Source organism: Corynebacterium sp. HMSC063G05 (genome assembly GCF_001810555.1).
GTDB lineage: Bacteria > Actinomycetota > Actinomycetes > Mycobacteriales > Mycobacteriaceae > Corynebacterium > Corynebacterium jeikeium_D.
The window spans coordinates 1-25512 of the sequence record NZ_KV801830.1 but is presented as its reverse complement, the minus strand read 5'-3'; the positions used below and the strand labels follow the sequence as shown (position 1 = coordinate 25512).

The window sequence follows — 25512 nt, the reverse complement described above, 5'->3', positions numbered from 1 at the left end:
AAGGCGTCGAAGATGGGTTGGATTTTTGGTAGATCAGCGGAGCTGGTGCCGGAAGATGAGGCGCTAAAGGGCGGCTCGCACCCGGTGTTGGAAAATCCGAAGCCGCATGCGGTGCTCGGCACGCCGATCACCGGCCCATGGGAGGAAGGCCAGGAGGTCGTCTACATCGGGATTGGCTGTTACTGGGGTGCTGAGAAGCTGTTTTGGGAAACACCGGGCGTGCTCAGCACATCGGTCGGGTTCGCCGGGGGCATGACGCCGAATCCCACCTACCGCGAGTCCTGCACCGGACGCACCAACCACACCGAGATTGTGGAGGTCGTCTACGACCCGGAGCAGATTAGCTTCGACCAGCTGATCGCCAAGGCCTTCGAGGCCCACGATCCCACGCAGGGCTACCGCCAGGGTAATGATGTCGGCACGCAGTACCGTTCCGCGATCTACACGACGACGCCCGAGCAAGCGCGCCGGGCACAGGAGATCGCCGATGCCTACGCGCCGAAGCTTGCCGACGCTGGCCTGGGGGCCATCACCACGGAGATTAAGCCACTCGCGGAGACCCCGGCAGGGGAGTACTACCGGGCTGAGGATGAGCATCAGCAGTACTTGTTTAAGAATCCGAACGGCTACTGCCCAGTGCATTCGACCGGCGTGGCCTGCGGAATTTAAAGGCGAAACTTCGTAGAACGCTTAATTGCGATTAGTAAAACTCACTGAGAAAAGTAAGGTGGTTATATTAATCCGATAGTCGAATAGGAGTGAACCCTTGTGGTGAAGCAAGTACTGCGCGTTGCATTTGCCTTCGTCGGCGTGGTCGTCGGCGCGGGCTTTGCGACGGGTCAGGAAATCATGCAATACTTCGTCGCCTTTGGCATCAATGGTGTCTGGGGTGCCGTTCTCTCAGCGGTAATCATGAGCCTGATGGCGATGATCATTTTGCAGCTGGGAAGCTATTTTCAGGCCAGCGAGCACGGCGAAGTTTTCCGACGCGTATCGCACCCCATCTTCTCGCGAGTACTGGACATTGGCGTGATTATCACGCTCTTCGCCACCGGGTTCGTCATGTTCGCCGGTGCCGGTGCCAACATGGAGCAGCAGTGGGGCATCCCTGTGTGGATCGGTGCCGTAATCATGGTGTTGGTGACCATTGCAGCCGGTTTCCTCGATGTTGACCGAGTGACCACAGTGATCGGTTCCATCACGCCGTTTATCGTCGGCTTTATCCTGCTGGCCAGTGTTTATACGCTGGCGTTCACCGATGCCACCCCGGCCGCGGAGCAGGCAGCTGCCGTTGCGGAAGTCCCGACTACCCTGCCGAACTGGGTTGTCGCCGCAGTGAACTATGTTGGTTTTAACCTGATGGTTGCGGTTTCCATGGCGATTGTTATTGGCGGTAGCCTGTTCAATCCCCGCGCCGCTGGAGCCGGTGGGTTTACCGGTGGTTTGATTTACTCCGCGATGCTGCTGATTACCACCATCACGCTGTTCCACACTGTTGGTACTGTCGCCACCGATGCCGTGCCAATGCTCACCGTCATTAATCGACTGCACCCGTGGCTGGGCCAGGCCATGGCCGTGGTAATCCTTGGCATGATCTTCAACACGGCACTTGGCATGTTCTACGCACTGGGGCGTCGCGTCACCGCAAATCACCCGGAAAAATTCAAGATTGTCTACGTCGCGCTGGTCTTGCTCGGTTTCGCCTTGAGCTTCATGGGCTTCCAGAACCTAATCGGTTGGGTCTACCCAATCCTGGGCTACATCGGTCTGCTGCTCATTACTGTCATGCTTGTTGCCTGGTTGCGCGGCCGCGAGCGCATCAGTGAAGAGACTTCCCGCCGCAAGCGCATCTTCCGCCTGGTCCGCCGTGGCCGGAACAAGGAGGCCCGCGAGGAGATTGAAGACTCCAACCTCAGTGTCGAAGAGGTCCGCGAGGCGATCGAGGAGTAGGTGGGCTGCTCGTAGCGCCGCCGTCAGTCTTGGGATCGGATCGCTTTCAATGATGTCGCCCGAGCCCAAGCCACGAACGCCGCCATCACAATGGCGGACACGAGAACCATCACTGGCCACCGATCGGGGTAATCACGGACTACCCAAGTCCATCCCCATTCCGAGGTCCACCACAACGGTGAGGCGCTGAGGACATCACCGCCAACCATCACCGCCCAACCGCCGAGCGCGACCGAGACAAAGATTGCGGCCGCCACACTTCGACGCGCAATTAAGCCGGTCACGGCCACAATCATCGCGGCCACAAGAGACGCGATTACCGCCTGGTACGGCCAGGGGTTAATGCCCGTCTGGCTATTGGTCTCGCCGCCTGCACCACTGATAACCACCGCAACCACCAGCACCGGCAGGAGAAACGCCATATCCAAGGCAAACAGTCGGAGCGTGATGCTGCGTCGCGCACGCCGATGCATCAGTGCTGGCCAGGCATCGGCTTGCGAAGTCCATGTCATGATGGCCACCACGGTTGCGGCCGTCGGCACGCAGACGAAACTCAGCAGCCCCAGCGCATACTCCGGGTTCCACACCACACGCACGACCGCAAGTCCGGCAAGCATCAGCGCTGCGAGACTCCACCAGGTGCGCCAGGGAAGGGTCGCGCTCATGCCATGGCTTAACGACGAAGTGCTGCGTTCCCGGCCCGTCGGCAAGCTGAGAGATTTTCCGTGCGCAAGCAATGCGATGGCAAATAGACCTAGCCCGAGGAGTAAATGCAGCAACGCGGGCGGCAGGATGGCGATGTTCCAGATCTCGCTGTCGGCGGGAGCCGAGATGGAATTAGCCTGCACTCCGTGGATAGGTAACGTTGGGCGGATTGCCCAGGTCCACGGGAGAACTTTCCAGTTTGGGCTCATGGCGTCCAGTGTTCCTGCGATGGCCCAAGCGATGGAAGCGAGCGGAGCGAGGAAGAGAGCTGCGCGTGGCACAAGGCGCCATAGGGCAAGGCCGAATGTCCAGAAGACGAAGAATGACAACGTGCTAAAGAGCGTGAATTGCAATGCGGTGCTCACGCTCCGGGCAAGGAGTGCAGCCATCAATGCGTGACCGAGGGCCGCGGAGGCAATGACAGTGGCTGCGCGGGCAAGGAGCACTCGAGTGCCCGAGATATTGCGCCAGATTAGGCCGCCTTGGCGGAGTTTTTCTTCACGGTTTTGGCCGATGACGGACGTAATAGCAGCCAGGGGAGGAAGCAGGATAAGCGAGTAGATGTGGGCGCTCGCCATGGCGGTGGCGTCAACGCCTCTAGAAAAGACCATGCTGACCAGAGCGATTGCCACCATGATGATGGGAAGAAACATGGTGAGTGACCACTTTGCCCGCAGTAGCTCGGCGCGGAAGTAGCGGCGGGCAGGAACGGTGCGCGTGTTAAGAGTGCGCGTGTGCGGTTGAGTGCTCATCGGGCAACACCTACTGCGGTGAAGAAAGCTTGCTCGAGGGATTGACCAGCAGCCGCAAAGTCAGCCAGCGGGCCTTCGTAGACCAGTCGGCCACCAGCAAGGACGCCAAGGTGGTCAACGCTCTTCTCGACCTCTCCGAGTTGATGGGAGGACACCACGACGGCCTTGCCACTAGCGGCAAGATTTCGCAACAAGGTGCGCAGGCCCACGATAGCTTCGGGGTCGAGGCCGTTGGTGGGCTCGTCGAGAAGCACAATGTCGGGGTCGGTGAGCAGCGCCATCGCCAGGGAAAGACGAACCTTCATGCCCGTTGAGAAAGCGCGGCCACGCTTGTTACCAGCATGAAGCCCGACCAAGTCGAGGACTTCGGCGATACGGCTCTTGTCCGTGCCGGTCAGATGTGCGTGCACTTTGAGATTGTCGGTGGCTGAGAGCTGTGGGTAGAACGCCGGGCCATTGATGGAGGCGCCGATGCGGTCCAGGTCGACAACGGACCACGGGTGTCCCGCGATGCTGATTTCACCGGAGTAGGGAATTAGCCCAAGCACCGTGCTCATCAACGTGGATTTACCTGCGCCGTTGAGTCCCAATAGCCCGTAGACCTCGCCGGCGCGGACGTTCATATCGAGGCCGTTCAGGACAGGTTCGTTCTTGCCGTAGGAGACAGTGATGCCGCGCAGCTGGAGGAGGGGAGCGGCGGCGTCTGCGGAAGGGCCTGAGGTGGGGGTTGGTGCGTTCATGCCTTAAGTAATAGGAGTGTTTGGCACGGTTCGCGCCCTCCCTGAGGATGAGGTGGCGGAAATATCCTCCCTAGGGAGGAGGCGATAGCGAGGATGACGGTACCAGCGAGGAGAAGCTACAGCAGCCCGTTTTTCGCAGCCCAAATGACAAGATCCACGCGACTGCGTGAGCCTGTCTTGGTCAACAGGGATTTCACATGGGTTTTCACTGTCGTCGTGGCGACAACCAACCTGCGAGCAATTTCGTCATTGGAAAGCCCTTGGCAGACGAGGTTCAAAATCTCCTGTTCGCGGGGTGTGAATTGGGTTCCTGTGTGAGTGGGGTCTGAGTCAGCGCCATGTGTCGAGAACGCTCTCGCTGGCTGTCCTGAGTGCGGTGCGCGCGGTGAAACATGCCGCAACACCATCGGCGTCACCTTCGGATCGATGACTCCTTCACCACGGTGGATACGCATGATGGCCGAAAGCAGCTCACGGGGATTGGAGTCTTTGAGCAAAAAGCCTGCGGCCCCAGTTTCTAAAGCGCCGAGCACCAGGTCTTCTTCGCGGAAAGTGGTCAGTACCAAGACTTTTGGAGTGGAAGCGCGAGCCGCACCTCCGGACGGCACGCCTTGCACAATCTGTCGTGTGGCCTCGATACCGTCCATCACGGGCATTCGAATGTCCATGACGACCACATCGGCTCCGGAGGCACGACGCACAGCCTCGGCGCCGTCGCCCACGGCACCAATGACTTTCATCTGCGGGTGGGCATCAATAAGCTGCGCGAAAGACTGCCGAATCAAAGCCTGATCTTCAGCCACTAATACTCGAATTACATCCATTGCTCGTCTTTCTCAACAGGATTGACAGTCAGCCCTGCTTCGGTCGAACCGCTTACAGCCGAATACTGACGCGGAACATGCCGTCGCTTTCACCATAAGTCATCTCGCCACCGAGCTGAGCCACGCGTTCTTCCAGACCAATCAGGCCAGCGCCAGCTCGCTTCCTGGGTTCCAAAGTTTCGCTCTCAGCCCGGTTTGCAGTCACCAAATGAACCCGCGCCGGGCTGTCATCAGCATCGGCAGGTGGATCGATTACCAGTGCCAGCTGACCAGCGCCCGATGAGTGCTTGGCCATATTCGCGGCCAACTCCGTCACTGCCCGCACCAAAGTCAAACGCTTCGCGAGTGGCCAATCCGCCAGGTCTCCATAAGACTCCGGCAGAGTCACCGAAACATCGCGACCCGGCGGACAAACTGCCGCAACCAGACGCGGAATCTCATTCGGGTCAGCGCTAATCTCGCCGCCATCACGTAGCGCATCGACAAGCGCATGCACATCCCGCAACGATTGGTCTGCGGTCTGGGCAATACCTTCCAGCGTGGTCTTTTCAGCAGCGGATTCCGCTCGTGAGCCATCCATCTCCGCCAGGTACAGAGCGGTTTGGGCCTGAACCTTAATAGAGGTGAGTCCGTGCCCCACGACGTCGTGAAGCTCCCTGGACAACTCCAGCTTGTTGAGCGCCACGACGTTCTCCAACTCCGCGGCATGTTCCTCGGCGTTGATGCGCAGCCATAGTGGCACTGCGTACGCGCTCGCCGTGATAAGCACCGCCGGTAGTCCGAAGACCAATAGTCGTTCCGGGGTAAAGCCGAAGGCAGGAACTGCCGGGTTGAGGAAGCTGCCAATCAACCCTAAAAACAGCCCAACGATGCCCCAGGTGCGATTCGGTTCCCACCTGGTCACAGCCCATAGAGATAGTGGGGCAGCAACAATAATGGGGTCTAGCCCAAGGTTCACTGGGGATAGCCACACCAGCAAGGCGAGACCCGCTAGGGCACTGTACGTAACCACAAACGATGCACGCACTGCTTTACGACGAAACGCTGCGGCCCCGGCAATCATCGCGGACAGAATCACATTGGTGACATAAGTAAAGCTCGGGCCATAAGTAAGTAGCGGCGTCATGCTCAACCAGCAGCACAGCAGGAAAGCAGTCGCAATAGCGAGATCGGCAGTTGGGAACGAGCCGACAAAGAAACGTACCCGGCTGCGCCAGTCGAGTGGGGCAGGGGTCTGCGCGGTGGCAGGCTGTGCGTGCATGGAGGAAGCGGTGCGCTGCATGTGTCTAGGCTAGCGGTCGGTGGCTTGCGCGGTTTAGTGTGAGTTTTCCACTTGCCGGAATGTGATGTTGATGCGGCCCTCTTTAAGCCCGCACCCTTCCGGCAGCGTGCCCGGACGAGTCTTGGGCACACCATGAAACGCAAGCCGCTTCGGACCACCAAACACAATCACATCCCCGCTGGCGAGAGTCACGTCATCCCAGGGTTTGTTGCGGTTTTCAGTCCCGCCAATGCGGAACAGAGCCTCATCGCCGATAGAGAGTGACACAATCGGGGCAGGGTAGTTTTCGTTTCGATCCTGGTGCATCCCCATGGTGGCCCCGGGCGGGTAGTAGTTGACCAACGCCATGTCGGGCCGAAAAGTGGTGGGCCACTGGCTGAGGGATTCGTCGTAAAGCGCGGCAGCGCCGAGTGCTTCGGTAGCGAGCTGTAGCAGGTTGTCAGGCACGGGCGGGACGCGAACGCCGCCTGCGTGCGTGACGTAGCGGTAGGGATTGGTGGCCCACATGCGGCCGAGATGCAGCATAAAGACCTGCATCTGGCCACTTTTGAGCTGCGGGCGAGTCATGGCCAGGGGAGTGCCGGCAACGTCGCGGGCGATGTCGCGGAGTTGCGTGATGATGCCCGCCTGCCGGTCCAGGGGAAGCCATCCCGGCAAATGAACAACTCCCGGCGTGATGCGGGCATCGTCGCGCGGGAGTTGATCGAAGAGCATAGGTCTAGTTTGCCTCTTAACCCGCGATGATTGCGTTAACCGGGCGGGAAAGGAACTGCGGACCAATCTTGCCCAGGTAGCGCAGGATAAAGTCTGCCGCCGACACCGAGTAGAAGTGACGCTGGCGCTCAATGAAGTTCTGCGGGTGCGTTGCCTTCCACACAGCATCAGCGACTTGGTTCGGCGTAATGCGCACGCCAAGACGACGGGTGGAACCAGCGGAAACGTCCGCCAGCTTGGTCTTCGCCCACAGCGGCATGATTGCGACGACGCGGATCTTGTCCTTGCGCCACTCCAGATCCAGAGCCTGCGTCAGACCAGAGACGTAGAACTTCGACGCGGAGTACGGCGCGATGTGCGGCTGGCCGTAAATGCCCGAAGCCGAACCCATGTTGACCAGGTGAGACCCCTTAGTGCGCTTCAGGTACGGGTGCGCCGCCTTCGCGCCCAGTGTCAGGCCGGTGCAGTTGATGTCCACCTGCGCGCGGATAATCTCCGGTGACTGGTCAGTGATATCGCCATCGCCGATGATGCCCGCGTTATTGTCCAGCACCGTCAGCTTGCCGCCGGTGTGGGAGGTGAAGTCCGCAAGCGCGTCCTCCCACTGCTTAAAGTCCGTCACGTCCAGCTTGCCGACGATTACCTCCGGGCGCTCAGCCTTGAGCTTCGCCAGGGCATCCTCATTGATGTCGTAGACGCCGACGGTCCAGCCTGCAGCCAGGAACTTCTCGGCCACCGCGCGGCCAATGCCCTGCGCGCCGCCGGAGATGAAAATGGACGGGGAATCAGAAGTGGCCATGGTGTCTCAATCCTGCCTTTTCTTGCTGTTTTTATAAGTGGATAAATGTTATTTGCCAGCTTAGGTGAGCATTTGTTGTTTAACAGCGGATTGGAGGAAACGGGACCCGATCACAAACGCGTCCTGACTACACTGGCCACCATGAAACCCCTGAACATCCCACCAGGTCCCGGCATCCCAAAGGGCCTCGTCATCCCCGCGGCGGAGCTCACCGAACGCTTCGCGCGCTCCGGAGGGCCGGGCGGTCAGGGCGTTAACACCACGGATTCCAAGGTGCAGCTATCGGTCGATATCGCCGAGCTCAGCGTGCTTTCCGACGTCTACCGCCGCCGCGCTCTCCAGAACCTCAGCCACCGACTCGATGGCACGACACTCACCGTGTCGGTTACCACGCAGCGCTCCCAGGTACGCAACCGCGCGGAAGCCAGGCGGCGCTTAGCGGAACTCATCCGAGAAGCTGTGCAGCCACCGCCTCCGAGGCGCCGGCGGACTCGACCGAGTCGGGCCTCGATTGCCCGTCGTAAAGCGCAGAAGCAGCGCCGCTCCGAGCTCAAAGCCAGCCGACGTCGCCCCAGCGCCTACTAGGGAATATGGGATTTTCGTGCATCCGTTGCAATATAGATGGTATGAGCGAAAACCAGGCCCCTACTGAAAAGGCAGCTGAAACTGTCGCGGAGTTCAACCGCGTGCCCTCGATTCTGTCCATCCAGTCGCATGTGAGCTATGGCCACGTGGGCAACTCCGCTGCGGTCTTCCCGCTGCAGCGCGCAGGTTTTGAAGTGTGGCCGGTCCACACCGTCGATTTCTCCAACCACACCGGCTACGGCCAGTGGCGCGGCCCGATGATTCCGGCCACGGATGTGCGCGAGGTTATCAAGGGTATCGATGAGCTGGGCAAGCTTGACGACGTCGATGCGATTATCTCCGGTTACCAGGGCGGTAGCGATATTGCGGATGTCATCATCGAGGCCGTGGCGATGGCCAAGCAGCGCAACCCGAAGGCCATTTACTCGTGTGACCCGGTGATGGGAAATGCCAAGAGCGGCTGCCACGTCTCGGATGACATTCCGCCGCTGCTGCGCGACAAGGTTGTGCCGGTGGCAGACGTGATTACGCCGAACCAGTTCGAGCTGGGATACCTGACGGGCCGCGAGGTCAACGACCTGGAGTCCACCATTGCGGCAGCCCATGCTGCTCGTGAGATGGGCCCGGAGGCCGTGTTGGTGACCAGTGTGCTGCGTCCGGAGCGCAAGGAGGGCGAGATTGAGATGCTCGCCGTCAATGGTGCGGGCGCATGGCTGGTGGCGACGCCGTACCTGCCCCTGAAGCGCAACGGTTCCGGCGATGTCGCGGCTGCGCTGTTTGCAGGCAACCTGCTGCGCGGTCGCGGTATTTACGGTGACCTTTCGGTCGCGTTGGGTAACACAGCGGCCAGTATCTTTGAGCTGCTGAAGGTCACGCACGAGTCCGGCTCTGGCGAGCTGGAGCTCGTGCGCGCGCAGGAGGCCTACGTTCACCCGGAGCAGCGTTTTGAGGTTACGAAGGTAGCGTAGCGCTTTATAAGCGAATATAGGGGGGGAGTCGATGGCGGCAGCACTTATGTGTTGCCGCCATCGTCGTACCAGGTCTTCGGGATTTTTCTGCCTTTTACCTGGGTTCTAAACATTTGCGCAACAAGAAGAAAAGATTTTGAACCATTGAAATAAAGTTTCCAATGAGTAGATAATGAAAACGGTTACTACTTAGTTGTGCCTATCCTTCAATAAAGGGGAGTAAATGTTTTCTACCCGCACGGGGCGAACCCTGGCTGTCTCGGTCTCTGCACTTGCGATTTGTGGCCTCGGGTTGACCGCCTGTTCGAACCCCGATGATAAGTCCGCCTCCGGTGCCGCCGGGGACTCCGGCGCCAGCGCCGAGCAGACCCTGGTCCTGCTGGATAACAACGAAACCGGCGGATACAACCCGGTTGCTGGTTACAGCAGGTCCGGCGATTCCCCGGTCTACGAGGGCCTTTTCCGGCTCAAGCCGGTGTCGGGTGACACCTCCACGAAGCCCGTCGACTTTGAGCCTCTGCTAGCCTCCGGCCCCGCCGAGCCGAGCAATGGCAACAAAACGTGGACCGTTCCAATCAAGGACGGAATCACCTTCTCCGACGGGACCACCTTCGGGCCGGAGGACGTCGTGGCGACCTACAAGGCCATCCTCGACGAGCGCTCGGCCTCCTCTGAGGCTCCGAACTGGGAAATGCTCGATGAGGTGCACGCCGACGGAGACAAGGTCGTCTTCGAGCTGAATATCCCGTACGCGGAATTCGATCACCAGCTCCTCAACGGCATCGCCCCGTCGGAGGCCTTCAACTTCGATGATTTGAAGCCCGCCGAGGACTCAGATCTCAATACCAAGCCCGTGGGAACTGGCCCGTTCAAGCTCGAATCTTTGCGTGCCGACGAGGCCATCTTCACGGCCCGCGAGGATTATCACGGCGGGGCCCCTGAGCTGAAGAAAGTCATTTACCGAGTCAATCAGGACGAAAACTCCCGTGCTCAGCAGCTGCGCGGCGGCGAGGGCGACGGAACCATTATGGAGCCGGCGTTGGCGCAGGAATTTGAAGGCCAGGAGGGATTCAAGGTCGAGTCGGCGCATTCGGCGGACTGGCGCGGAATCACCCTTCCAGCGGGCAACCCGGTCACCGGTGACCAGGCAATCCGCAATGCGGTCAACCTGGCTGTCAACCGTGAGGCCATGGCGAAAGACGTGATGAAGGGCCACGCGAAGCCGAACTCCACCTTCCTCGCGGACTTCTACGGCGACGCCTACGACCCGACCGCCGAGATCAAGCACGACACCGCGAAGGCCGAGAAGCTTCTCGACGACGCCGGGTGGAAGAAGGGCTCGGACGGCATCCGCGTCAAGGACGGCCAGCGCGCCGCGTTCGATGTCATCTACTTCCCGAACCGCGATCACGCCCGCACAGACCTGACGTTGGCCGCAGCCTCCGACCTGAAGAAGGTCGGCATCGAGGTCAATCCGGTCGCCCGTGATTCCAAGTCTGTCACCCGCGAGGACTACGCCAAGACCCCGGTCATGCTGGGAGGAGGCGGTACCCCGTACTCCGTCGACGGCCAGATCTACTCAATCTTGCACTCCAAGTACGCTGAGCCGGGTGCCGGTGCCAAGTGGGATAACGGCTCCGACTACGTCAACCCGGAGATCGACAAGCTGCTCGACCAGGCGCGCGTCGAAGCGGACCAGGCCAAGCGAGACGAGCTCTACCGTAAGATTCAGAAGCTCTACGCCGAAAAGCCCGCCATGCTGCAGCTGGTCTACGTTGACCATGTCTATGTCGAGCGCGACCGTGGCTACACGCACCCGGATGCCATCCTTGAGCCCCATGCCCACGGCCTGAACTTCGGCCCGTGGTTCAACCTGGGGGCATGGCACAAGTAAATGACAAAAGCCGAGCCACACCCACGTCCTCACCCTCGCTCGCGCCCGCACTCACACCCGCGTCTACACCCCTCTGAGCATCAACCCCGTTTCAAGAGCCGGAAACGGCAGGTCGCAGGAATCGTCGTGAGGCGAGTGCTGGTAGCCGTTCCCATCGTTGTGGCGGTGACGGCAGCAGTGTTCGCGCTGGCGGCGGTGAGCCCCTTCGACCCTTTGGATGCGTATCTCAAAGGTCAGGCGGGCAACCTGACCGAAGCGCAGAGAGTCTCGATTTCTCACCAGTTGGGGCTGGATAGGCCCTGGTGGGAGTCGTGGTTGGTGTGGCTGCAGGGCCTGGCGGTGGGCGACCTTGGCATTTCGAGGTCCTACTCACAGCCGGTGACGCAGGTGCTCGCCGAGCGTCTGCCGTGGACGATGCTGCTCGGCGCCTGCGGACTTGCCGGAGCTATCGCGCTGTCATTCGTTCTGGCACTGTGGGCTGCGGTGCGGCGCGGGGGAGTGCTAGACCGGCTAGTCCTGTCGATCTCGACGGTGATTCAGGCGACCCCGCCCTTCGTCGTTGCACTCGGCGGCCTCGGCCTTTTTGCGTTGGCCTGGAAGCTATTTCCCACCGGAGGCCTGACCTACCCGGGCGAGCCCGTGACTTTCTCCTCTACAGTGGCGCACCTTACGCTGCCAGCTGTCGTTCTTGCGATTACGCAGGTGCCGTGGCTGGTGCTGTCGTTGCGTGAGTCCATCGTCGAGGTCATGGACTCCGGCGCGGTCACCGGAGCGCAGGTCCGCGGCATTCCGCGCCGAACGATCATTTTCTCCCATATCCTGCCGACCGCAGTGCCGCCTTTCCTCGCGCTCATCGGCGCGCGACTGTCTGAGCTGGTCGTCGGATCGACACTGGTGGAGGCGGTCTTCGCGTGGCCTGGGCTCGGAACCGCGCTGGTCAAATCGGCTCAGAGCTTGGACTTTCCGCTGCTGAGCATTCTCACTATCGCGACGACGGCTATCGTCCTGCTCGGAAATCTGCTTGCCGACGTCGCCTTCGTCGTCCTCGACCCACGGGTGGATGCAGATGCTTAAAACGACAAAGAGGCCGGTCGCCCCGGTCGTGGCCGTGGCGTGCCTGGTCCTCATCGCTGCCTACGCCTTTTTAACTCCGCTGTTTCACGACTCCGACCTGGTGCTCACCGACTTCGCCAATTCCGGTGTCGCCCCGGGGCCTGAGCACTTCTTCGGTACCGATTCGAAGGGGCACGACGTTTTCGTTCGAGTTGCTGCGGGAATGCGCATTTCCCTTTTCATCGCACTGGTCACGGCAGTGTGCTCGGCGATCGTCGGTATCGTCCTCGGCGTTACCGCAGGCATGCTCGGCGGGCGCGTCGACCGCGTCATTATGCGCAGCGCCGACGTCACCAACGCGCTGCCGCACCTGCTACTGGGGCTGCTCATCGTCAGCCTTTTCCGAGGCTCGGTCCCCGCAATCATCATCTCCCTGGTACTGACGCACTGGGTGACCATCACCCGAACGGTCCGTGCGTCCGTGCTGCATCTGCGGGGCGCCGAGTTCGTCGAGGCCGCGCTCCTGTCCGGAATGAGCCGCGCACGCGTGCTAGCTCGGCACGTTGTTCCGGCGGCACTGGGGCAGTCCTTGGTCGGCCTTATCTTGCTGATCCCGCACGCAATCTGGCACGAGTCGACGCTGTCTTTCCTTGGGGTGGGCCTGCCGCCGCACAAGCCGTCTCTCGGGACTCTGCTTGCCGACGCCGAGGGCGCCCTGCTTCTCGGCCATTGGTGGATTTTGGTGTTTCCCTCGTTTTTCCTCGTCGCCACAACGTTGTGTATTGCGGCCGTCGGCACGCATTTGAAGGAGCGGGTGACCGGACAGGAGGTGCTGGTGTGAGTGCTCGGGAGGGCGTCGGCAAGCGAGAGAAGCTGCTGGACATTGAGAGACTGACAGTGCGGATTCCCCTGCGCGGTGGTGACGTGGTGCATGCTGCGACGGGCGTGTCCCTGACTGTGGGTAGGGGAGAGGTCGTCGCGGTTGTGGGTGAGTCGGGCTGCGGAAAGTCGATTATTGCCTCGGCGGTGGTTGGCATGCTGCCGCCGCACGCGAGAGTAGAGGGGCAGGTGCGTTTCTATCCGCGCGAAGGGGCAGCTGACAGTGGTGCAGAAGCGGAGAGGAACGCCGAGCCCATCGAAATTCTGGCGCGGCGACGTACCGGCGCGGGCCTTGCTCGCACTGACGAGGAGCTGGCGGGGCGGCAAATCGCGCTAGTACCGCAGTCGGCGGCGACGTTTTTGACACCGGTGCGCACGGTCGGGGCACAGCTAAAAGAAACAATTTCCGTTCTGGGACGCAACCACACGGTGGAGGAGATGCTGCGGCGAGTCAGCCTGGATGCGGAGGTCGCGGCGCTGTATCCCCACGAACTTTCCGGGGGTATGGCGCAGCGCGCAGCAGTGGCATTCGCCCTGGCTGGCGACCCTGCTCTGGTGATTGCTGACGAGCCGACGGCCTCCCTCGACCCCGACCTGACCATGGCCCTGCTGCGCATGCTTCGCCAAATCGCCGACAGTGGTGTGGGAGTCATGCTAATTACGCACGACATTTCCGAGCTGCGCGATAGCGGCATCGCCGACCGAGTTGCAGTGATGTACGCATCGCGCCTTGAGGAGACGGGACCGGCAAAACAGGTGATTGAGGCCCCAGCCAGCGAATACATGCGCGACCTGCTCGCAGCGCTGCCCGAAAACGGCATGCGGCCGATGCCCGGCGTGGTGCCGAGCTTGACGAACCTGGACGAGGACTATTGCTACGCGCGCAGGCTCGAGGAGGCGGGGAAATGAACGAGGAGGCTGTGGTGAGTAAGGCGTTGGTGAGTGAGCAGGCTTCGGTGAGCTGTGACGCGCAGGCGAGTGGCAAAGCGCTGGTCGCCGAGAACGTGTCGAAGTCATTCGGCGCCAAGGACGGCTCTGCGAGAGTCGTTTTATCGGACGTTTCCATCAGGGTTGATCCAGGGCAGATCGTCGGGCTTCGTGGGCCTTCGGGGGCTGGCAAGTCCACGCTCGGCCGTATCCTCGCAGGCCTGGAAGTGCCCGATTTAGGGCAGTGCTTCTGCGACGGGGTGCCGGTCGGCGCTGTGCGCAGCCGCGCCGGGCAGCGGGTTCGTGGCCAGATTGGGATGGTGTTTCAGTCTCCCCGAAGGTCCTGCGACCCGCGGATGACTTTGGGGCGCACCATTCGCTCAGCCGCACGACAGGGGCGGCAAGGGCGACGGGATGGTCAGCGAACCGGGAAAAGTGTGGACATCGACGAGCTCATCCGAAACGTTGGGCTGACTCCGGACCTTCTCGATCGCTTCCCTAGCCAGGTCTCAGACGGGCAGCTCCAGCGTGCCGCAGTCGCTCGCACCCTGGCCGCCGGTCCACGCTACCTCATCTGCGACGAGATGACCGCCATGCTCGACGCCGCCAACTCCGCGGCAATCGTCGAGGTCATCCGGGATTTCGCCGTATCTGGCGGCGGTGTTCTCATGATTAGCCATGAACACAGGCTTCTCGCCGCCGTGTGCGACGGCGTCGTCGCCTTAGAGTAGCGATATTGCTTAGCGCCCAGCTTGGAGTCATTGAACCTTCACTGCCTGTGATCGCCGATAGAATTTAGGAATTAGGGTAGCCATACCTATGACAGGTAGTGTAGGCTCTCCTTTTGTTGGTTGAATGGTTGGCTATCAATCGTTACTTGCTTGAAGGACTTCTATTGATTGATTCAAAAACTCCAAAGCTTCGACTTTTGACCCGATCGGACTTGGAAGATATCGAACTCGAACCTTCGCTGGTTATCCGTGCAGTAGAAGATGGATACTTGGCATTCGCGGAAGGTTCCTCGCAGTGCCCGACAAAAATGATGATTGACTTACCGGTTGAGAGCCGGGACTCGATTGCTTTTTCGATGCTCGGTTTTGATGCCAACCGTGATCTCGTTGGATACAAGACCTCTTATCGCCACGGAAGCGACAACCCAGATAAGTACTACACCACCATTAGTCTCTACGACGATGAAAGCGGCATGCCATACGCGCTAATGGACTGCCAAAAAGTTGGAGCCTCGCGAACTCCCGCTACGACAGCATTGATTGCGCGAGAATGTGCACGCGCTGATGCGAAGACTGTGACTGTTTTTGGCACTGGGATTCAGTCAGTTAACACACTTTCCTACTTGGTCACAGCAGTGCCGAGCCTCGAAAAACTACAGCTGCATGGAACTCATCCGGGAGGATTAGAAAAAAGCCGGAAGTCGCTTAATCACTGGTTTCCCGAGCGGAATATCGAACTAGTTGAACGCGATGATGCTTCTGTTATGAAGGCAGTTCAAAGCAGCGATATCACCGTAGTTGCTTCCGGTCGTGCCTGGCACCCATCGATTCAAACTGAATGGATTCCCGAAGGTGGGCTGCTAATTTCTGTTGCTTCCAAGGGAATTGCGGATGGTGCTGTTGCTGCTGCAGACAGGGTAATTGCTACTAGTGCCGGACAGTTCGAGCTAGTTGGGCAGCGATTGCTCCAGGGCAAAGAAGTGGAATTGGATGCAACACTACCCGATATTCTCGCGCGAAAGGCCCCAGGGCGCACGAATGAAACTGACCGAGTTTTTGCATTCTCGACGGGAATGATTATTACGGATATTCCAGTTGCTCAGGAACTTGCGGTTCGTGCATTTTCTGCTGGGCGAGGTACGGAGGTGTCGCTATGGTCGTAACGCTCGCTGTCGGCACTACGGGAAATGAAAAGTGAACGATAAAACTTTTGCTTCTACACCCTCTGTGCCCAAGACCTCGACCCTGGTCCCGAAACAACGTGACTGGGCGAAAGATTTACTGTCAATTCCAAGTGACGGCGTCTCGGAACTAACTCGTTTAGCCACACTAGCGGCAGGGCCTTTTCATGTTCTAAATACTCAGGTTTTTCGCCAGAATTTGAATGCTTTTGCTGCTGTTTGCGAGCGTCACGGAGTCGACTCGCATATCTACTTCGCTCACAAAGCAAATAAGTCTGCGTGCTGGATCCCCGCAGTCGCCGAAGAGGGGCATCGCGTAGATGTTGCGAGCGGGGAGGAGCTCACCGGCGCTTTAGGCGCTGGTGTGTGTGCTGCCGACTTAGTTGTTACGGGTGCGGAAAAATCGCAATCGCTTTTGACTCTTGCTCTCAGGCAGAGAGTTCTAATTGCAGTAGATTCTCCGAGCGAACTATTCCGAATTAATTCGCTGGCTAAGGATCTTGGAGTCGTTGATGCTCCGGTGTTGATTAGGTTACTGCCTGAAGAACAGCCTGAGACTCGCTTCGGCACCTCCATGGCACAGTGGCTTCGAGAGCTTGAGGCCCTGCGAGAACAATCTAGTAATGGGATTGACTGTAGGGGCGTGACCTTCCATTTGAACGGATACAGTCCCGCTCAGCGTAACCGCCAAGCACATAAAGCTTTGGATTTTATGGAAATTCTTCGAATTAAAGGATGGACGGCAGAGATGCTGGACATAGGTGGAGGATTTTCGGTTCAGTATTGTGAGCCATCCCAGTGGGAAATGTTTCGGGAAAAGGTTATTGATTCACCGGATAAGCGAGACTATTTTCATTCTGGTCGAATTCCAGAAGGGCTTTATCCGTATGGTGGGCAGGGCAATGATGGCCCTGAAATGTTAGATGAAATTCTTTCAGGAGTAGCTAATTCGCCTTCAGTTGAGAGGATTGATAAAACTAGCACTTCGCTTGCGGAACGGCTAAAAAATGGGCGATTTCAGTTGGCCATTGAACCAGGCCGAGCGGCGTTAGATGGTTGTGGATTGAGCGTTTTTCCAATTCAGGGTGTGAAATGGAGAGACGACTACATAATTATTACTGTTGCGGGTTTAAGTATGAGCCTTTCTGAGCAATGGAAAGGCAGTGAATACATGCCTGACATGACGTTATGGGAGAATCCCGGCTCAGATGATGGCGCCAATTACATGGGCAGGCCTAGCGGTGGCAGTAATTGTCTATCGCGCTCGGTTGGTGTCTGTGTTGGCGGAAGTAGCTGTATGGAATATGACATGCTCACTTGGCGAAAGGTCCAAATGAATCGAATTCCGAGAGTTGGGGATTTGGTTATTTATCACAATACGGCTGGTTATCAGATGGACAAAAATGAAAGCGAATTTCATCAAATTCGCCTGCCCATGCGGTTTGTTTGGGAAGGTCGGGGAAGCTTGCCGAAAATAGATAGGCCTTTATATCGGGAATTGGTTTAAATGTCTAATTGGGGTCTGTCATGATTGATTTTCCATATTCTGAAAAAAAATTAAGAAAACCTTGCGCAACATGTTCGCTTGAGAGTTGTAGTTTAATTGGAAACACGCCAATTCTTGAACTGTGTAATACCGGATCCGGAAGCCGGTTATTACTGAAGATGGATTGCCTAAATCCGACGGGAAGCGTAAAGGTGCGAATGGCGCTGGAGATGATTGTTGCTGCGGAGATCTCCGGCGAGCTCAAGCCGGGCGGAAGAATCATTGAACCCACTAGTGGAAACACTGGTTTAGGTCTGGCATTTGTGGCCTCTCAGCGGGGATACAAGTTTACGGCGATTGTGGATCATCACGCTGCTAAGGACAAGCTGCGTTCCATGCAAGCACTTGGAGCAGAGTTGGTCTTCGTCGGGGATAAAGAATCCTGTGTTCCGTCTACGAGCCTTAGACGTGCGAAGGCCGCAGAAATTGTCGCCGAGACCTCGGATGCATGGTGGCCAGATCAGCACAATAATCCCAACAACCCAGCTGGTTACTGGCAGCTTGCATACGAACTCGATGAGCAAATCCCAGAAAAGGTTGACGTTCTCGTTGCGGCAATCGGAACGGGCGGGACGTTGTGCGGTACAACGGAACATCTGAGGAAGCTTGGGCATACCGCCGAGTCGTTGGCTGTTGAACCCGAAGGCTCCATCATTTTTGGTGGGGTGCCAGGGGCATATAAGCAATCAGGTGCCGGTGCTCCGTCGGGTTTCAAAATCGGCAATAACGTCCGCTACAACCTCATCGACCATGGAGTCAAAGTTAGCGATGTCAAGGCATTCGCTGTGGCCCGAGTGTTGGCTAGGGAACATGGGCTCATGGTTGGAGGCACAGCAGGTGCTGCAATCTACGAAGGTTTGCGTCATCTACACGAGTTTCAGGCAGGAACAACAATGGTCGTCATTGTTTGTGATGCTGGTGAGAAATATCTCGACACAATTTTTGATACTGATTGGCTTCAGAAAAATCATTTGTATTCAGAAGTTATGGAGCGTCAAGTTTCGCGAATGCTCAGAGCCTATGGTGATTCTCGTGCCATTGCTAGTTCCTTCGAGGTGGCCGGGTGATAAAACCAGCTCGTGCAATTGGCCAGCAAACCGTGTCCTACCGTGATGTCTATTCGCTTGCGCTACCCATCGCGGGCGTTCAGCTAGCGGGGGTTGCGCTAACCACGACCGATGTGCTGATGCTGCAGACCCTCGGTGTAGTGGCAATTGCCGGCGGCGGACTCGCAATGCAGTTCTACAACCAGATTCGCACCATGTGTGTCGGTATGGTCACCGCCGGAGGCAACCTAGTAGCCGAGGCCGCGTCGGAGTGGGAAAAGACAGGCGAGGAAGTTGCGGCTGAGCGAATCCGCCAAGCGGTACGCAGTTGCATGGCCGTCGGTACCGCAACTGCAATCATTGGTGGCCTCATCGTGATTTCATTTGGTGCGCTTGCACTCATCTTGCCCATCGACGACACTGTTGCCGAGCTAGCGTTCTCGATGACGGTCGCGCTTGCACCAGGCCTTATCCCGATGATTTGGCTCAATGTCCTGCGGCAGTTTGCAGTCGGCATGCGTCGGCCGGGCTCTCTGCTGGTGGTTACGCTCATCTCCATCGTTGTCAACGCTGCTCTCAACGCTGGATTCCTCCGGCTAACAAGTGTCAATGAATGGGGAACTGCATGGGGACTGGTGGGCATCGGTCTGTCGACCACCTGCGTCCAGGTTTTTACCCTGCTGTCCTTTGCTGGCTTGCTGCAAAGAGACCGTCAGCTACGGAAATTCTTCGCGGTCATTCCGAGGCCCGGCGACGCAGCATGCATGAGGCGCATTATTCGGCTTGGGATTCCAGTTTCGCTTACCTACGGCTCTGAAGCTGCGATTACTACTATCGCAGGTCTAGCGATGGGCCTGGTTAGCCCAGTCATGCTGGCAGCGCACACCGTTGTTAACCAACTCGCTTATATCGTCTACCAAGTATGTATCGGCTTCTCGCACGGAGGATCTATACTGGTCAGCCGTGCATTAGCGGATGGTGCCGAGGCAGTCAAACAGGTATCACGTCGGGTTTTGCACGCAGTGGGTATTTATCTTGCCGTCGTCGGTTTGCTCTGGTTGCTACTGGGCAAGTACGTCGTTGGACTGTTCCTTACTGATTCCAACGTTAGTGCCAATCCCGATGTACGCCATATAGCGACAATCTTGTTGTGCCTTGCCGTGCTTCAGCAGTTCGCTAAAGGCTCCCAGAACGTGCTGGTGGGGCTCCTTCGTGGGCTGCGCGACACGAAGTCGGGTCTCAGTGCGACCCTTTGGGGCTACTGGGCGGTGGGGGTTCCAGCTCTCCTGATTCTTGGCCTTGGCCTTCGTTGGGAAGGATATGGCGTTTGGGTTGGGCTCATCCTTGGCTTTTCCACGACCGCTGCTCTGCTTTACCGCGCTCTGCAGCGTCACCTGCAACCCACTAGTTCCGTGTGACGGCCGAAGCTTCGTAACACCCATCCAGAAATAGTCTGAACCATCCACGTAAAGATGACGTTTTCCCTCTACCGAAGGGGATCCGAGGAGCTGAATATGCGGTCGACTGACCGCCTGCTCCGGAAAGAAGAAAATGAAGGTTAGTTCTCCTCTTACTCCAAGCGTGCTACTGCGTGACTTCCCCGCAAGGGTGCTTTTCGCGGTACTCCTATGCATGTCGCTCGTCCTTCTCGCCGCTTGCTCAGATGGAAATGGAGACGCATCCGCTAGCAGTGAGAAGCGTACCGTCGTCGATGCGCTAGGACGCGAAGTTAAAGTCCCGCAGAATGTCGAGCGAATCCTGATGGGCGGGCAGAAGATGCTTTACACGACGGCGCTTCTGAACCCAGACAATCCAACTGACAAGATCGTTGCCTGGCCAGAGGACCTGAAGGAAAACGACAAAGCCACTTACGACCGCTACGTTGAGAAGTTCCCCAAGATCAAGGACATCCCGACCACAGGCGAGATTTACAACAACACTATGTCGCTGGAACAGGCTCTGGAGTCCCGACCCGATGTCTTCGTAGTAAATGCGGGTGTCTTCGACGCGGCTAAAGATGCTGGAATCGTTGATGGATTAGAAAAGGCAGGCGTGCCGACGGTGACTGTCGACTACTTCATTGACCCAGTGAAAAACACCGAGCCCAGTATTCGAATGATGGGACAACTGCTGGGGCGTGAAAAGCAGGCGGAAGACTTTATCAACTACTACGAGAAGAAGGTCAACAAGGTCGCTGACCGCCTTGCCGAGAAGAAACCAGCACCGACACCGACATTCCTGTGGCGAGCACCCGGTTACTTTGACTGCTGCTCAACCTTCGCCAAGTCCAACCTGGCGCAGATTGTCAATTTTGCCGGTGGACTAAACCTTGGCGACGAAATGATTGATGCGAAGCAAGGGCAGGTATCGCCAGAGGCATTGGCCGGGAAGAATCCTGAAGTCATCATTGCCACAGGCGCAGACTGGGATCAGGGTAAGACTCCGGTCAAGGAAGGAAATTACGTACCGCTGGGTTACTCGGAATCGAAGGAAGAGGCGCAAAAGGCCCTTCACGATGTCGTCGGTAAGCAACCCGCTGTGCGTGAAGTCGACGCGGTGAAAAGTAAGCGTACTTTCGTCGCATGGCATCATTTTTACGATTCGCCATATAACTTCCTGGCAGTCGAGATGTTTGCAAAGGCCATGCACCCGGACTTGTTCGGCGACATTGACACTGAACGAGAGGTACAGGACCTGCACGATAAGTTCCTGCCAATCGAGGCCTCGGGCACCTTCTGGACTGGGCTGGAGTGATGTCGAACATGCAAGTTTCGCACGGAAACCTGGCAACAACGCAGGGGAGCGGAGACGCCGTTCGCGGGGAGCAGGAAGTCAGCCCTGATAGAGTAATGGTGCAGTCAACTTTTCACTGGTATCAGCGCGCAGCACGGAAGAAGTGGGTGATAATCGCTCTGATTACTGTGGTGTTGGCTTTGACATCGCTTGCTGACTTTCTACTCGGTGGCGGTAGCATGCCTGCCAGCGAAGTTTTGCATACATTGACCCATCCGGTTGGTGCGCGACCCATTGACCACCAGATTGTTTTCGACATTCGGCTTCCGATGACCGTGACTGCAGTGCTCGTCGGAGCGACGCTGGCAGCGGCGGGCTCACAAATGCAGACAATTCTGGGAAATCCCCTGGCCGAGCCGTACACCCTGGGCGTGTCAGCGGCGGCCGGATTCGGTGCTGCCCTGGCTGTGGTCACCGGCTTCGCTTCTGAGGGAATCGGTGCGGTGCTGGGGATGGCCGGGACTGCGTGGGTGTTCGCGATGCTGGCCTGCGCTGCGATTCTGCTCTTTTCCCGATTTCGTGGCCCAGGAGTCGAGGGGATGATTCTCCTCGGTATCGCGATTGTATTCTTTTTCGACGCTCTACTGGCCCTGATGCAATACCTGGCCTCGGAGACGCAGTTGGAACAGGTTGTGTTCTGGACGATGGGTAGTCTCACCCGCTCGAACTGGACGCAGATTGCGTTGCTCGCGGTGATATTCGTGATGGGGCTACTCTTCTTTTACCTCAATGCCTGGTCGCTGACTGCATTCCGGATGGGCGATGACCGCGCAAAAGCCCTTGGCGTAGACGTTGATCGACTGCGTGCGCTGACCCTTATCGTGGTGTCCTTTATGGCGGCAACCGCTGTGTCGATGGCCGGTACGATTGGATTTATCGGTCTCGTCGGCCCACACGTTGCGCGCTTATTGGTAGGCGAAGATCAACGTTATTTTCTTACTGCTTCGACTTTGGTAGGGGCGCTGCTTCTGGTTGCGGCATCGGCAGTGTCGAAGGTGATTCAACCGGGTGTAATTCTTCCCGTAGGCATTATTACCGCAATTGTAGGAGTGCCCGTATTTGTCGCGATTATCGCTGGCCAGAGGAGGAAAATGTGGGTTGGCTAAAGGCAAGTCGCTTTGTCGGGAACGACGCTGTACATGGTCATCACGACAGCCCCAGTAAACCTGACGGTAAACCCCTCGGCGAAACCCCTCCAGAATCGTCCGCTCTTAGCGCGCGAGGAGTGTCTTTTGCTTACGACGGCCATCATGTCCTGCACAATGTCGACGTTGGGCCTCTTCCGATGGGAAGCGTGACTGCGTTGGTCGGTCCCAACGGAGCTGGCAAATCGACACTGCTGAGGTGTTTGGCGGGCCTTGAAAACTGCTCGGGGCAGGTACGTGCTGAAAGATCTCTATATTTGCCACAGGACCCTCCGCCGCTGAGCTCATTGACCGTGTACGAAAGCGTCCTGCTTGCCCGGCAACAGTCATTTTCTGGGTTTTCCGCACTGCGTGTCGGATCCACAGTGCGGGCAGAAGTGCAGGCCACCATTGAACGACTTGGGTTGGTTGCGTTGTCATCGCGGCTGATGTCTGAGTTGTCTGGGGGACAGCGGCAGTTGGTGAGTTTTGCGCAGGCGGTTGTGCGACGACCTCGGGTATTGCTTCTCGACGAGCCCACCAGCGCACTCGACCTGCGTAACCAATTGATGCTTCTCGGGCAGGTACGCAAGTGTGCGCGGGAATTGCCCTGCGCGGTAGTGATGACACTTCATGACCTGGGGCAAGCGGCGCGCTTTTGCGAACATGTGGTTGTTCTAGCCGATGGTCGGGTCAGCAGTGCAGGGCCTCCGGCAGAGGTCATTAATGAAGCTATGCTGCGAGAGGTTTATCAGGTAGAAGGTGCGGTGCTCCCGACTCGCAATGGCGGGCTGGCGGTCGAAGCGTCGGAGGCACTCTAGCGCAGACCCGTGACTGTAGCGCACGCTCTCGGCTGTTCTACAGCCACGAATGAGCGCTAAAGTGCAGGGCCCGACGAGCGCCCCAGCCGGCGCCCCCCCTAACTGCCCCTAGTAGTAGAACGGGAACTCGTCCCAGTTCGGGTCACGCTTTTCCAGGAACGCTTCCTTGCCCTCGACGGCCTCGTCGGTCATGTACGCCAGGCGAGTAGCCTCGCCCGCGAAGACCTGCTGGCCCATCAGTCCGTCATCGGTCAGGTTGAAAGCGAACTTCAGCATGCGCTGCGCCGTTGGGGACTTACCGTTGATCATGCGGCCCCACTCCACCGCGACATCTTCCAGCTCAGCGTGGTCGGCGACCTCGTTGACAGCGCCCATGCGGTGCATGGTCTCAGCGTCGTAGGAACGGCCGAGGAAGAAAATCTCGCGGGCAAACTTCTGACCAACCTGCTTCGCCAGGTAGGCCGAGCCATAGCCGGCATCGAAAGATCCCACGTCAGCGTCGGTCTGCTTAAAGCGGGCCTCCTGGCGGGATGCCAGTGTCAGGTCACACACCACGTGCAGGGAGTGTCCGCCACCTGCGGCCCAACCATTGACCACGGCAATGACAACCTTCGGCATAGTGCGAATCAGGCGCTGCACCTCCAGGATGTGCAGGCGGCCACCCTCGACCTTGGCACGCGCGGTATCGATGGTGGATGCGTCCGCGGTAGCGTCGTCATGCTCGTGGGATGTGGCGTACTGGTAGCCGGAACGACCGCGAATGCGCTGGTCACCACCCGAACAGAATGCCCAGCCACCGTCCTTGGTGCTCGGGCCGTTACCGGTCAGCAGCACAACGCCGACATCCGGGGTGCGACGCGCGTGGTCGAGCGCGCGGTAGAGCTCATCGACGGTATGCGGGCGGAATGCGTTACGAACCTCCGGGCGATCAAACGCAATACGCACAATGCCGTTTTCGCGGCCCTCGCCGACGTGGCGGTGGTAGGTGATGTCGGTCAAATCCTCAAAACCATCAACCGTCTTCCACTGCTCGGGGCGGAAGGGGTTATCGGTCGAGTACTTCGCGGTATCAGTCATGGCTTCCAGCATAAAGGTCTCTAGCATGAGGGGTATGTCTGTGTCCGCTGCGCCCAACATCCAGCTTCCGCCCATCGATGACATCCTCGACCGCGCCCACGTCGTCGCGCTGCCCATGGCAGTGAAATTCCGTGGCGTCACCACCCGCGAGGCACTCCTCATCGACGGCCCCGTCACCTGGGGCGAGTTCGCTCCCTTCCTGGAATACGAGGCGTCCGAGGCCGCCGCGTGGCTGCGCTCGGCCATCGAATGCGCATACGTCGGCCTGCCCATCCCGAAGCGCGAGTTTGTCGAGGTCAACGCCACCATCCCCGCCGTCACACCCGGCCAGGTGCCGGAGGTCGTGGCGCGCTACCCCGGGTGCCGCACGTTTAAGGTCAAGGTCGCAGAGAGCGGCCAATCGCTTAACGACGACATCGAGCGCGTAGCCGCCGTCCGCACCGCGGTGGCCGAAGCCTATGGCTATGAACCTGTGGTGCGGGTGGATGCGAATCGTGGCTGGTCGGTGGAGCAGGCCATCCGCGCCGCTCATGAGTTGGGGCCGCTGGAGTACATGGAGCAGCCCGTTGCGACTGTCGCCGAGCTCCGCGCGGTCCGCGACACAGTGGGGGAGTTTTGCCCGATTGCTGCCGATGAGTCGATTCGCAAGGCCGAGGATCCGTATTTGGTTGCGCGCGAACAGGCGGCGGACGTGGGCGTAATGAAGGTCGCGCCGCTTGGTGGACCACGCTGCTTGCTTCGGTTGGCCGAGGAGCTCGCGATGAAGGTGACGGTCGCCAGCGCCCTGGACACCGGTGTTGGCATGGCCGCCGGTTTGTTCACGGCGGCGGCCCTGCCTGCCACAGAGCTGCAGCCGGAGCCGAACGCGGCGGGTTTGGCCACGTCCTCGCTGTTTATCGAGGACGTCATCGAGCCCCGGCCACTTATCGATGGCCGACTGCCCGTCACCAACCCCGCTCCCGACCCTTCCCGCCTGGCCGAGCTCGCCGCGCCGGGCCCCCGCCGCGATTGGTGGTTCGACCGCCTCCGCGCGGCGTACGCCCATCTATAACGCCAAGAAAGTGACTAGGTTTATGACACTTTGAGCCCGGTAGGTTCAGGCGGTGAATGCATCACCACTT

The 25512-nt window shown here is 58.7% G+C and carries 24 protein-coding genes; 17 read left to right on the top strand and 7 right to left on the bottom strand.

Translation table 11 applies throughout. The features are described 5' to 3' along the window. The first annotated feature begins 12 nt into the window (after positions 1-12). Both msrA and HMPREF2751_RS00120 read left to right on the top strand, forming a co-directional pair. The gene (gene msrA, locus HMPREF2751_RS00125) at positions 13-669 is read left to right on the top strand and encodes a peptide-methionine (S)-S-oxide reductase MsrA (RefSeq protein ID WP_048732380.1); all 657 of its coding nucleotides are present in this window, start codon (positions 13-15) and stop codon (positions 667-669) included. 99 nt (positions 670-768) lie between these two features. Beyond that, the gene (locus tag HMPREF2751_RS00120; protein ID WP_016422008.1) at positions 769-1950 is read left to right on the top strand and encodes a YkvI family membrane protein; all 1182 of its coding nucleotides are present in this window, start codon (positions 769-771) and stop codon (positions 1948-1950) included. A 23-nt stretch (positions 1951-1973) separates the two neighbouring features. On the opposite strand, the gene HMPREF2751_RS00115 is transcribed toward HMPREF2751_RS00120, so the two are convergent. The 6 genes from HMPREF2751_RS00115 to HMPREF2751_RS00090 form a co-directional block, all read right to left on the bottom strand. After that, the gene (locus HMPREF2751_RS00115; protein WP_070549784.1) at positions 1974-3407 is read right to left on the bottom strand and encodes an ABC-2 family transporter permease; all 1434 of its coding nucleotides are present in this window, start codon (positions 3405-3407) and stop codon (positions 1974-1976) included. Then, positions 3404-4147 carry an ABC transporter ATP-binding protein gene (locus tag HMPREF2751_RS00110; protein WP_049172353.1) on the bottom strand — a complete coding sequence of 248 codons (744 nt, stop codon included), beginning with the start codon at positions 4145-4147 and terminating at the stop codon, positions 3404-3406. The genes HMPREF2751_RS00115 and HMPREF2751_RS00110 overlap by 4 nt, the downstream gene beginning before the upstream one ends. 116 nt (positions 4148-4263) lie before the next feature. Then, the gene (locus HMPREF2751_RS00105; RefSeq protein WP_246823118.1) at positions 4264-4950 is read right to left on the bottom strand and encodes a response regulator; all 687 of its coding nucleotides are present in this window, start codon (positions 4948-4950) and stop codon (positions 4264-4266) included. A gap of 73 nt (positions 4951-5023) precedes the next feature. Further along, positions 5024-6253, bottom strand: a complete 1230-nt coding sequence (locus HMPREF2751_RS00100; RefSeq protein WP_049192988.1) for a sensor histidine kinase — start codon at positions 6251-6253, stop codon at positions 5024-5026. 33 nt (positions 6254-6286) lie between these two features. Next, positions 6287-6967, bottom strand: coding sequence for an alpha-ketoglutarate-dependent dioxygenase AlkB family protein (locus HMPREF2751_RS00095; RefSeq protein ID WP_070546371.1), 681 nt, complete (start codon positions 6965-6967; stop codon positions 6287-6289). A gap of 16 nt (positions 6968-6983) precedes the next feature. Then, positions 6984-7766: an SDR family oxidoreductase gene (locus HMPREF2751_RS00090; protein WP_070546372.1), complete on the bottom strand. Its 783-nt coding sequence runs from the start codon at positions 7764-7766 to the stop codon at positions 6984-6986. 141 nt (positions 7767-7907) lie between these two features. Between HMPREF2751_RS00090 and arfB the strand changes: the two genes are divergently transcribed. The 14 genes from arfB (at position 7908) to HMPREF2751_RS00020 (ending at position 23314) form a co-directional block, all read left to right on the top strand. Continuing rightward, the gene (gene arfB / locus HMPREF2751_RS00085) at positions 7908-8351 is read left to right on the top strand and encodes an alternative ribosome rescue aminoacyl-tRNA hydrolase ArfB (RefSeq protein WP_070546394.1); all 444 of its coding nucleotides are present in this window, start codon (positions 7908-7910) and stop codon (positions 8349-8351) included. A gap of 41 nt (positions 8352-8392) precedes the next feature. Beyond that, on the top strand, positions 8393-9319 hold the full coding sequence (gene pdxY / locus HMPREF2751_RS00080) for a pyridoxal kinase PdxY (protein WP_222865278.1): 927 nt from the start codon (positions 8393-8395) through the stop codon (positions 9317-9319). 223 nt (positions 9320-9542) lie between these two features. Next, positions 9543-11213, top strand: coding sequence for an ABC transporter substrate-binding protein (locus HMPREF2751_RS00075; RefSeq protein WP_016422017.1), 1671 nt, complete (start codon positions 9543-9545; stop codon positions 11211-11213). A 135-nt stretch (positions 11214-11348) separates the two neighbouring features. Continuing rightward, on the top strand, positions 11349-12287 hold the full coding sequence (locus HMPREF2751_RS00070) for an ABC transporter permease (RefSeq protein WP_224783768.1): 939 nt from the start codon (positions 11349-11351) through the stop codon (positions 12285-12287). Then, a complete protein-coding gene (locus HMPREF2751_RS00065) occupies positions 12280-13107 on the top strand; it encodes an ABC transporter permease (RefSeq protein ID WP_016422019.1) in 828 nt (275 codons plus the stop codon). The genes HMPREF2751_RS00070 and HMPREF2751_RS00065 overlap by 8 nt, the downstream gene beginning before the upstream one ends. Further along, positions 13104-14054 (top strand): ATP-binding cassette domain-containing protein, encoded by a 951-nt coding sequence (locus HMPREF2751_RS00060; RefSeq protein ID WP_016422020.1) that lies wholly within the window; start codon positions 13104-13106, stop codon positions 14052-14054. Before HMPREF2751_RS00065 ends, HMPREF2751_RS00060 begins: the two co-directional genes overlap by 4 nt. Continuing rightward, positions 14051-14803, top strand: a complete 753-nt coding sequence (locus HMPREF2751_RS00055; RefSeq protein ID WP_016422021.1) for an ABC transporter ATP-binding protein — start codon at positions 14051-14053, stop codon at positions 14801-14803. The genes HMPREF2751_RS00060 and HMPREF2751_RS00055 overlap by 4 nt, the downstream gene beginning before the upstream one ends. A 113-nt stretch (positions 14804-14916) precedes the next feature. Beyond that, the gene (locus HMPREF2751_RS00050) at positions 14917-15966 is read left to right on the top strand and encodes a hypothetical protein (RefSeq protein WP_016422022.1); all 1050 of its coding nucleotides are present in this window, start codon (positions 14917-14919) and stop codon (positions 15964-15966) included. Positions 15967-15997: 31 nt separating this feature from the next. After that, positions 15998-17491: a type III PLP-dependent enzyme domain-containing protein gene (locus HMPREF2751_RS00045; protein ID WP_016422023.1), complete on the top strand. Its 1494-nt coding sequence runs from the start codon at positions 15998-16000 to the stop codon at positions 17489-17491. 20 nt (positions 17492-17511) lie between these two features. Next, positions 17512-18597, top strand: a complete 1086-nt coding sequence (locus HMPREF2751_RS00040; protein ID WP_080985592.1) for a PLP-dependent cysteine synthase family protein — start codon at positions 17512-17514, stop codon at positions 18595-18597. Then, positions 18594-19994: an MATE family efflux transporter gene (locus tag HMPREF2751_RS00035; RefSeq protein WP_016422025.1), complete on the top strand. Its 1401-nt coding sequence runs from the start codon at positions 18594-18596 to the stop codon at positions 19992-19994. Before HMPREF2751_RS00040 ends, HMPREF2751_RS00035 begins: the two co-directional genes overlap by 4 nt. A gap of 214 nt (positions 19995-20208) precedes the next feature. After that, the gene (locus tag HMPREF2751_RS00030; RefSeq protein ID WP_224783767.1) at positions 20209-21330 is read left to right on the top strand and encodes an ABC transporter substrate-binding protein; all 1122 of its coding nucleotides are present in this window, start codon (positions 20209-20211) and stop codon (positions 21328-21330) included. Between the two features lie 95 nt (positions 21331-21425). Next, positions 21426-22475 carry a FecCD family ABC transporter permease gene (locus tag HMPREF2751_RS00025; protein ID WP_042389120.1) on the top strand — a complete coding sequence of 350 codons (1050 nt, stop codon included), beginning with the start codon at positions 21426-21428 and terminating at the stop codon, positions 22473-22475. A gap of 179 nt (positions 22476-22654) precedes the next feature. Continuing rightward, complete coding sequence (locus tag HMPREF2751_RS00020) at positions 22655-23314, top strand: ABC transporter ATP-binding protein (RefSeq protein WP_080969612.1); 660 nt, start codon at positions 22655-22657, stop codon at positions 23312-23314. Positions 23315-23422: 108 nt separating this feature from the next. On the opposite strand, the gene HMPREF2751_RS00015 is transcribed toward HMPREF2751_RS00020, so the two are convergent. Further along, entirely contained in the window at positions 23423-24403 is a 981-nt protein-coding gene (locus HMPREF2751_RS00015; protein ID WP_016422029.1) for a 1,4-dihydroxy-2-naphthoyl-CoA synthase, read from the bottom strand. Between the two features lie 13 nt (positions 24404-24416). Here HMPREF2751_RS00015 and HMPREF2751_RS00010 point away from each other — a divergent pair, with 13 nt between their 5' ends. Then, the gene (locus tag HMPREF2751_RS00010) at positions 24417-25442 is read left to right on the top strand and encodes an o-succinylbenzoate synthase (protein ID WP_070595084.1); all 1026 of its coding nucleotides are present in this window, start codon (positions 24417-24419) and stop codon (positions 25440-25442) included. Positions 25443-25512: the final 70 nt, after the last annotated feature.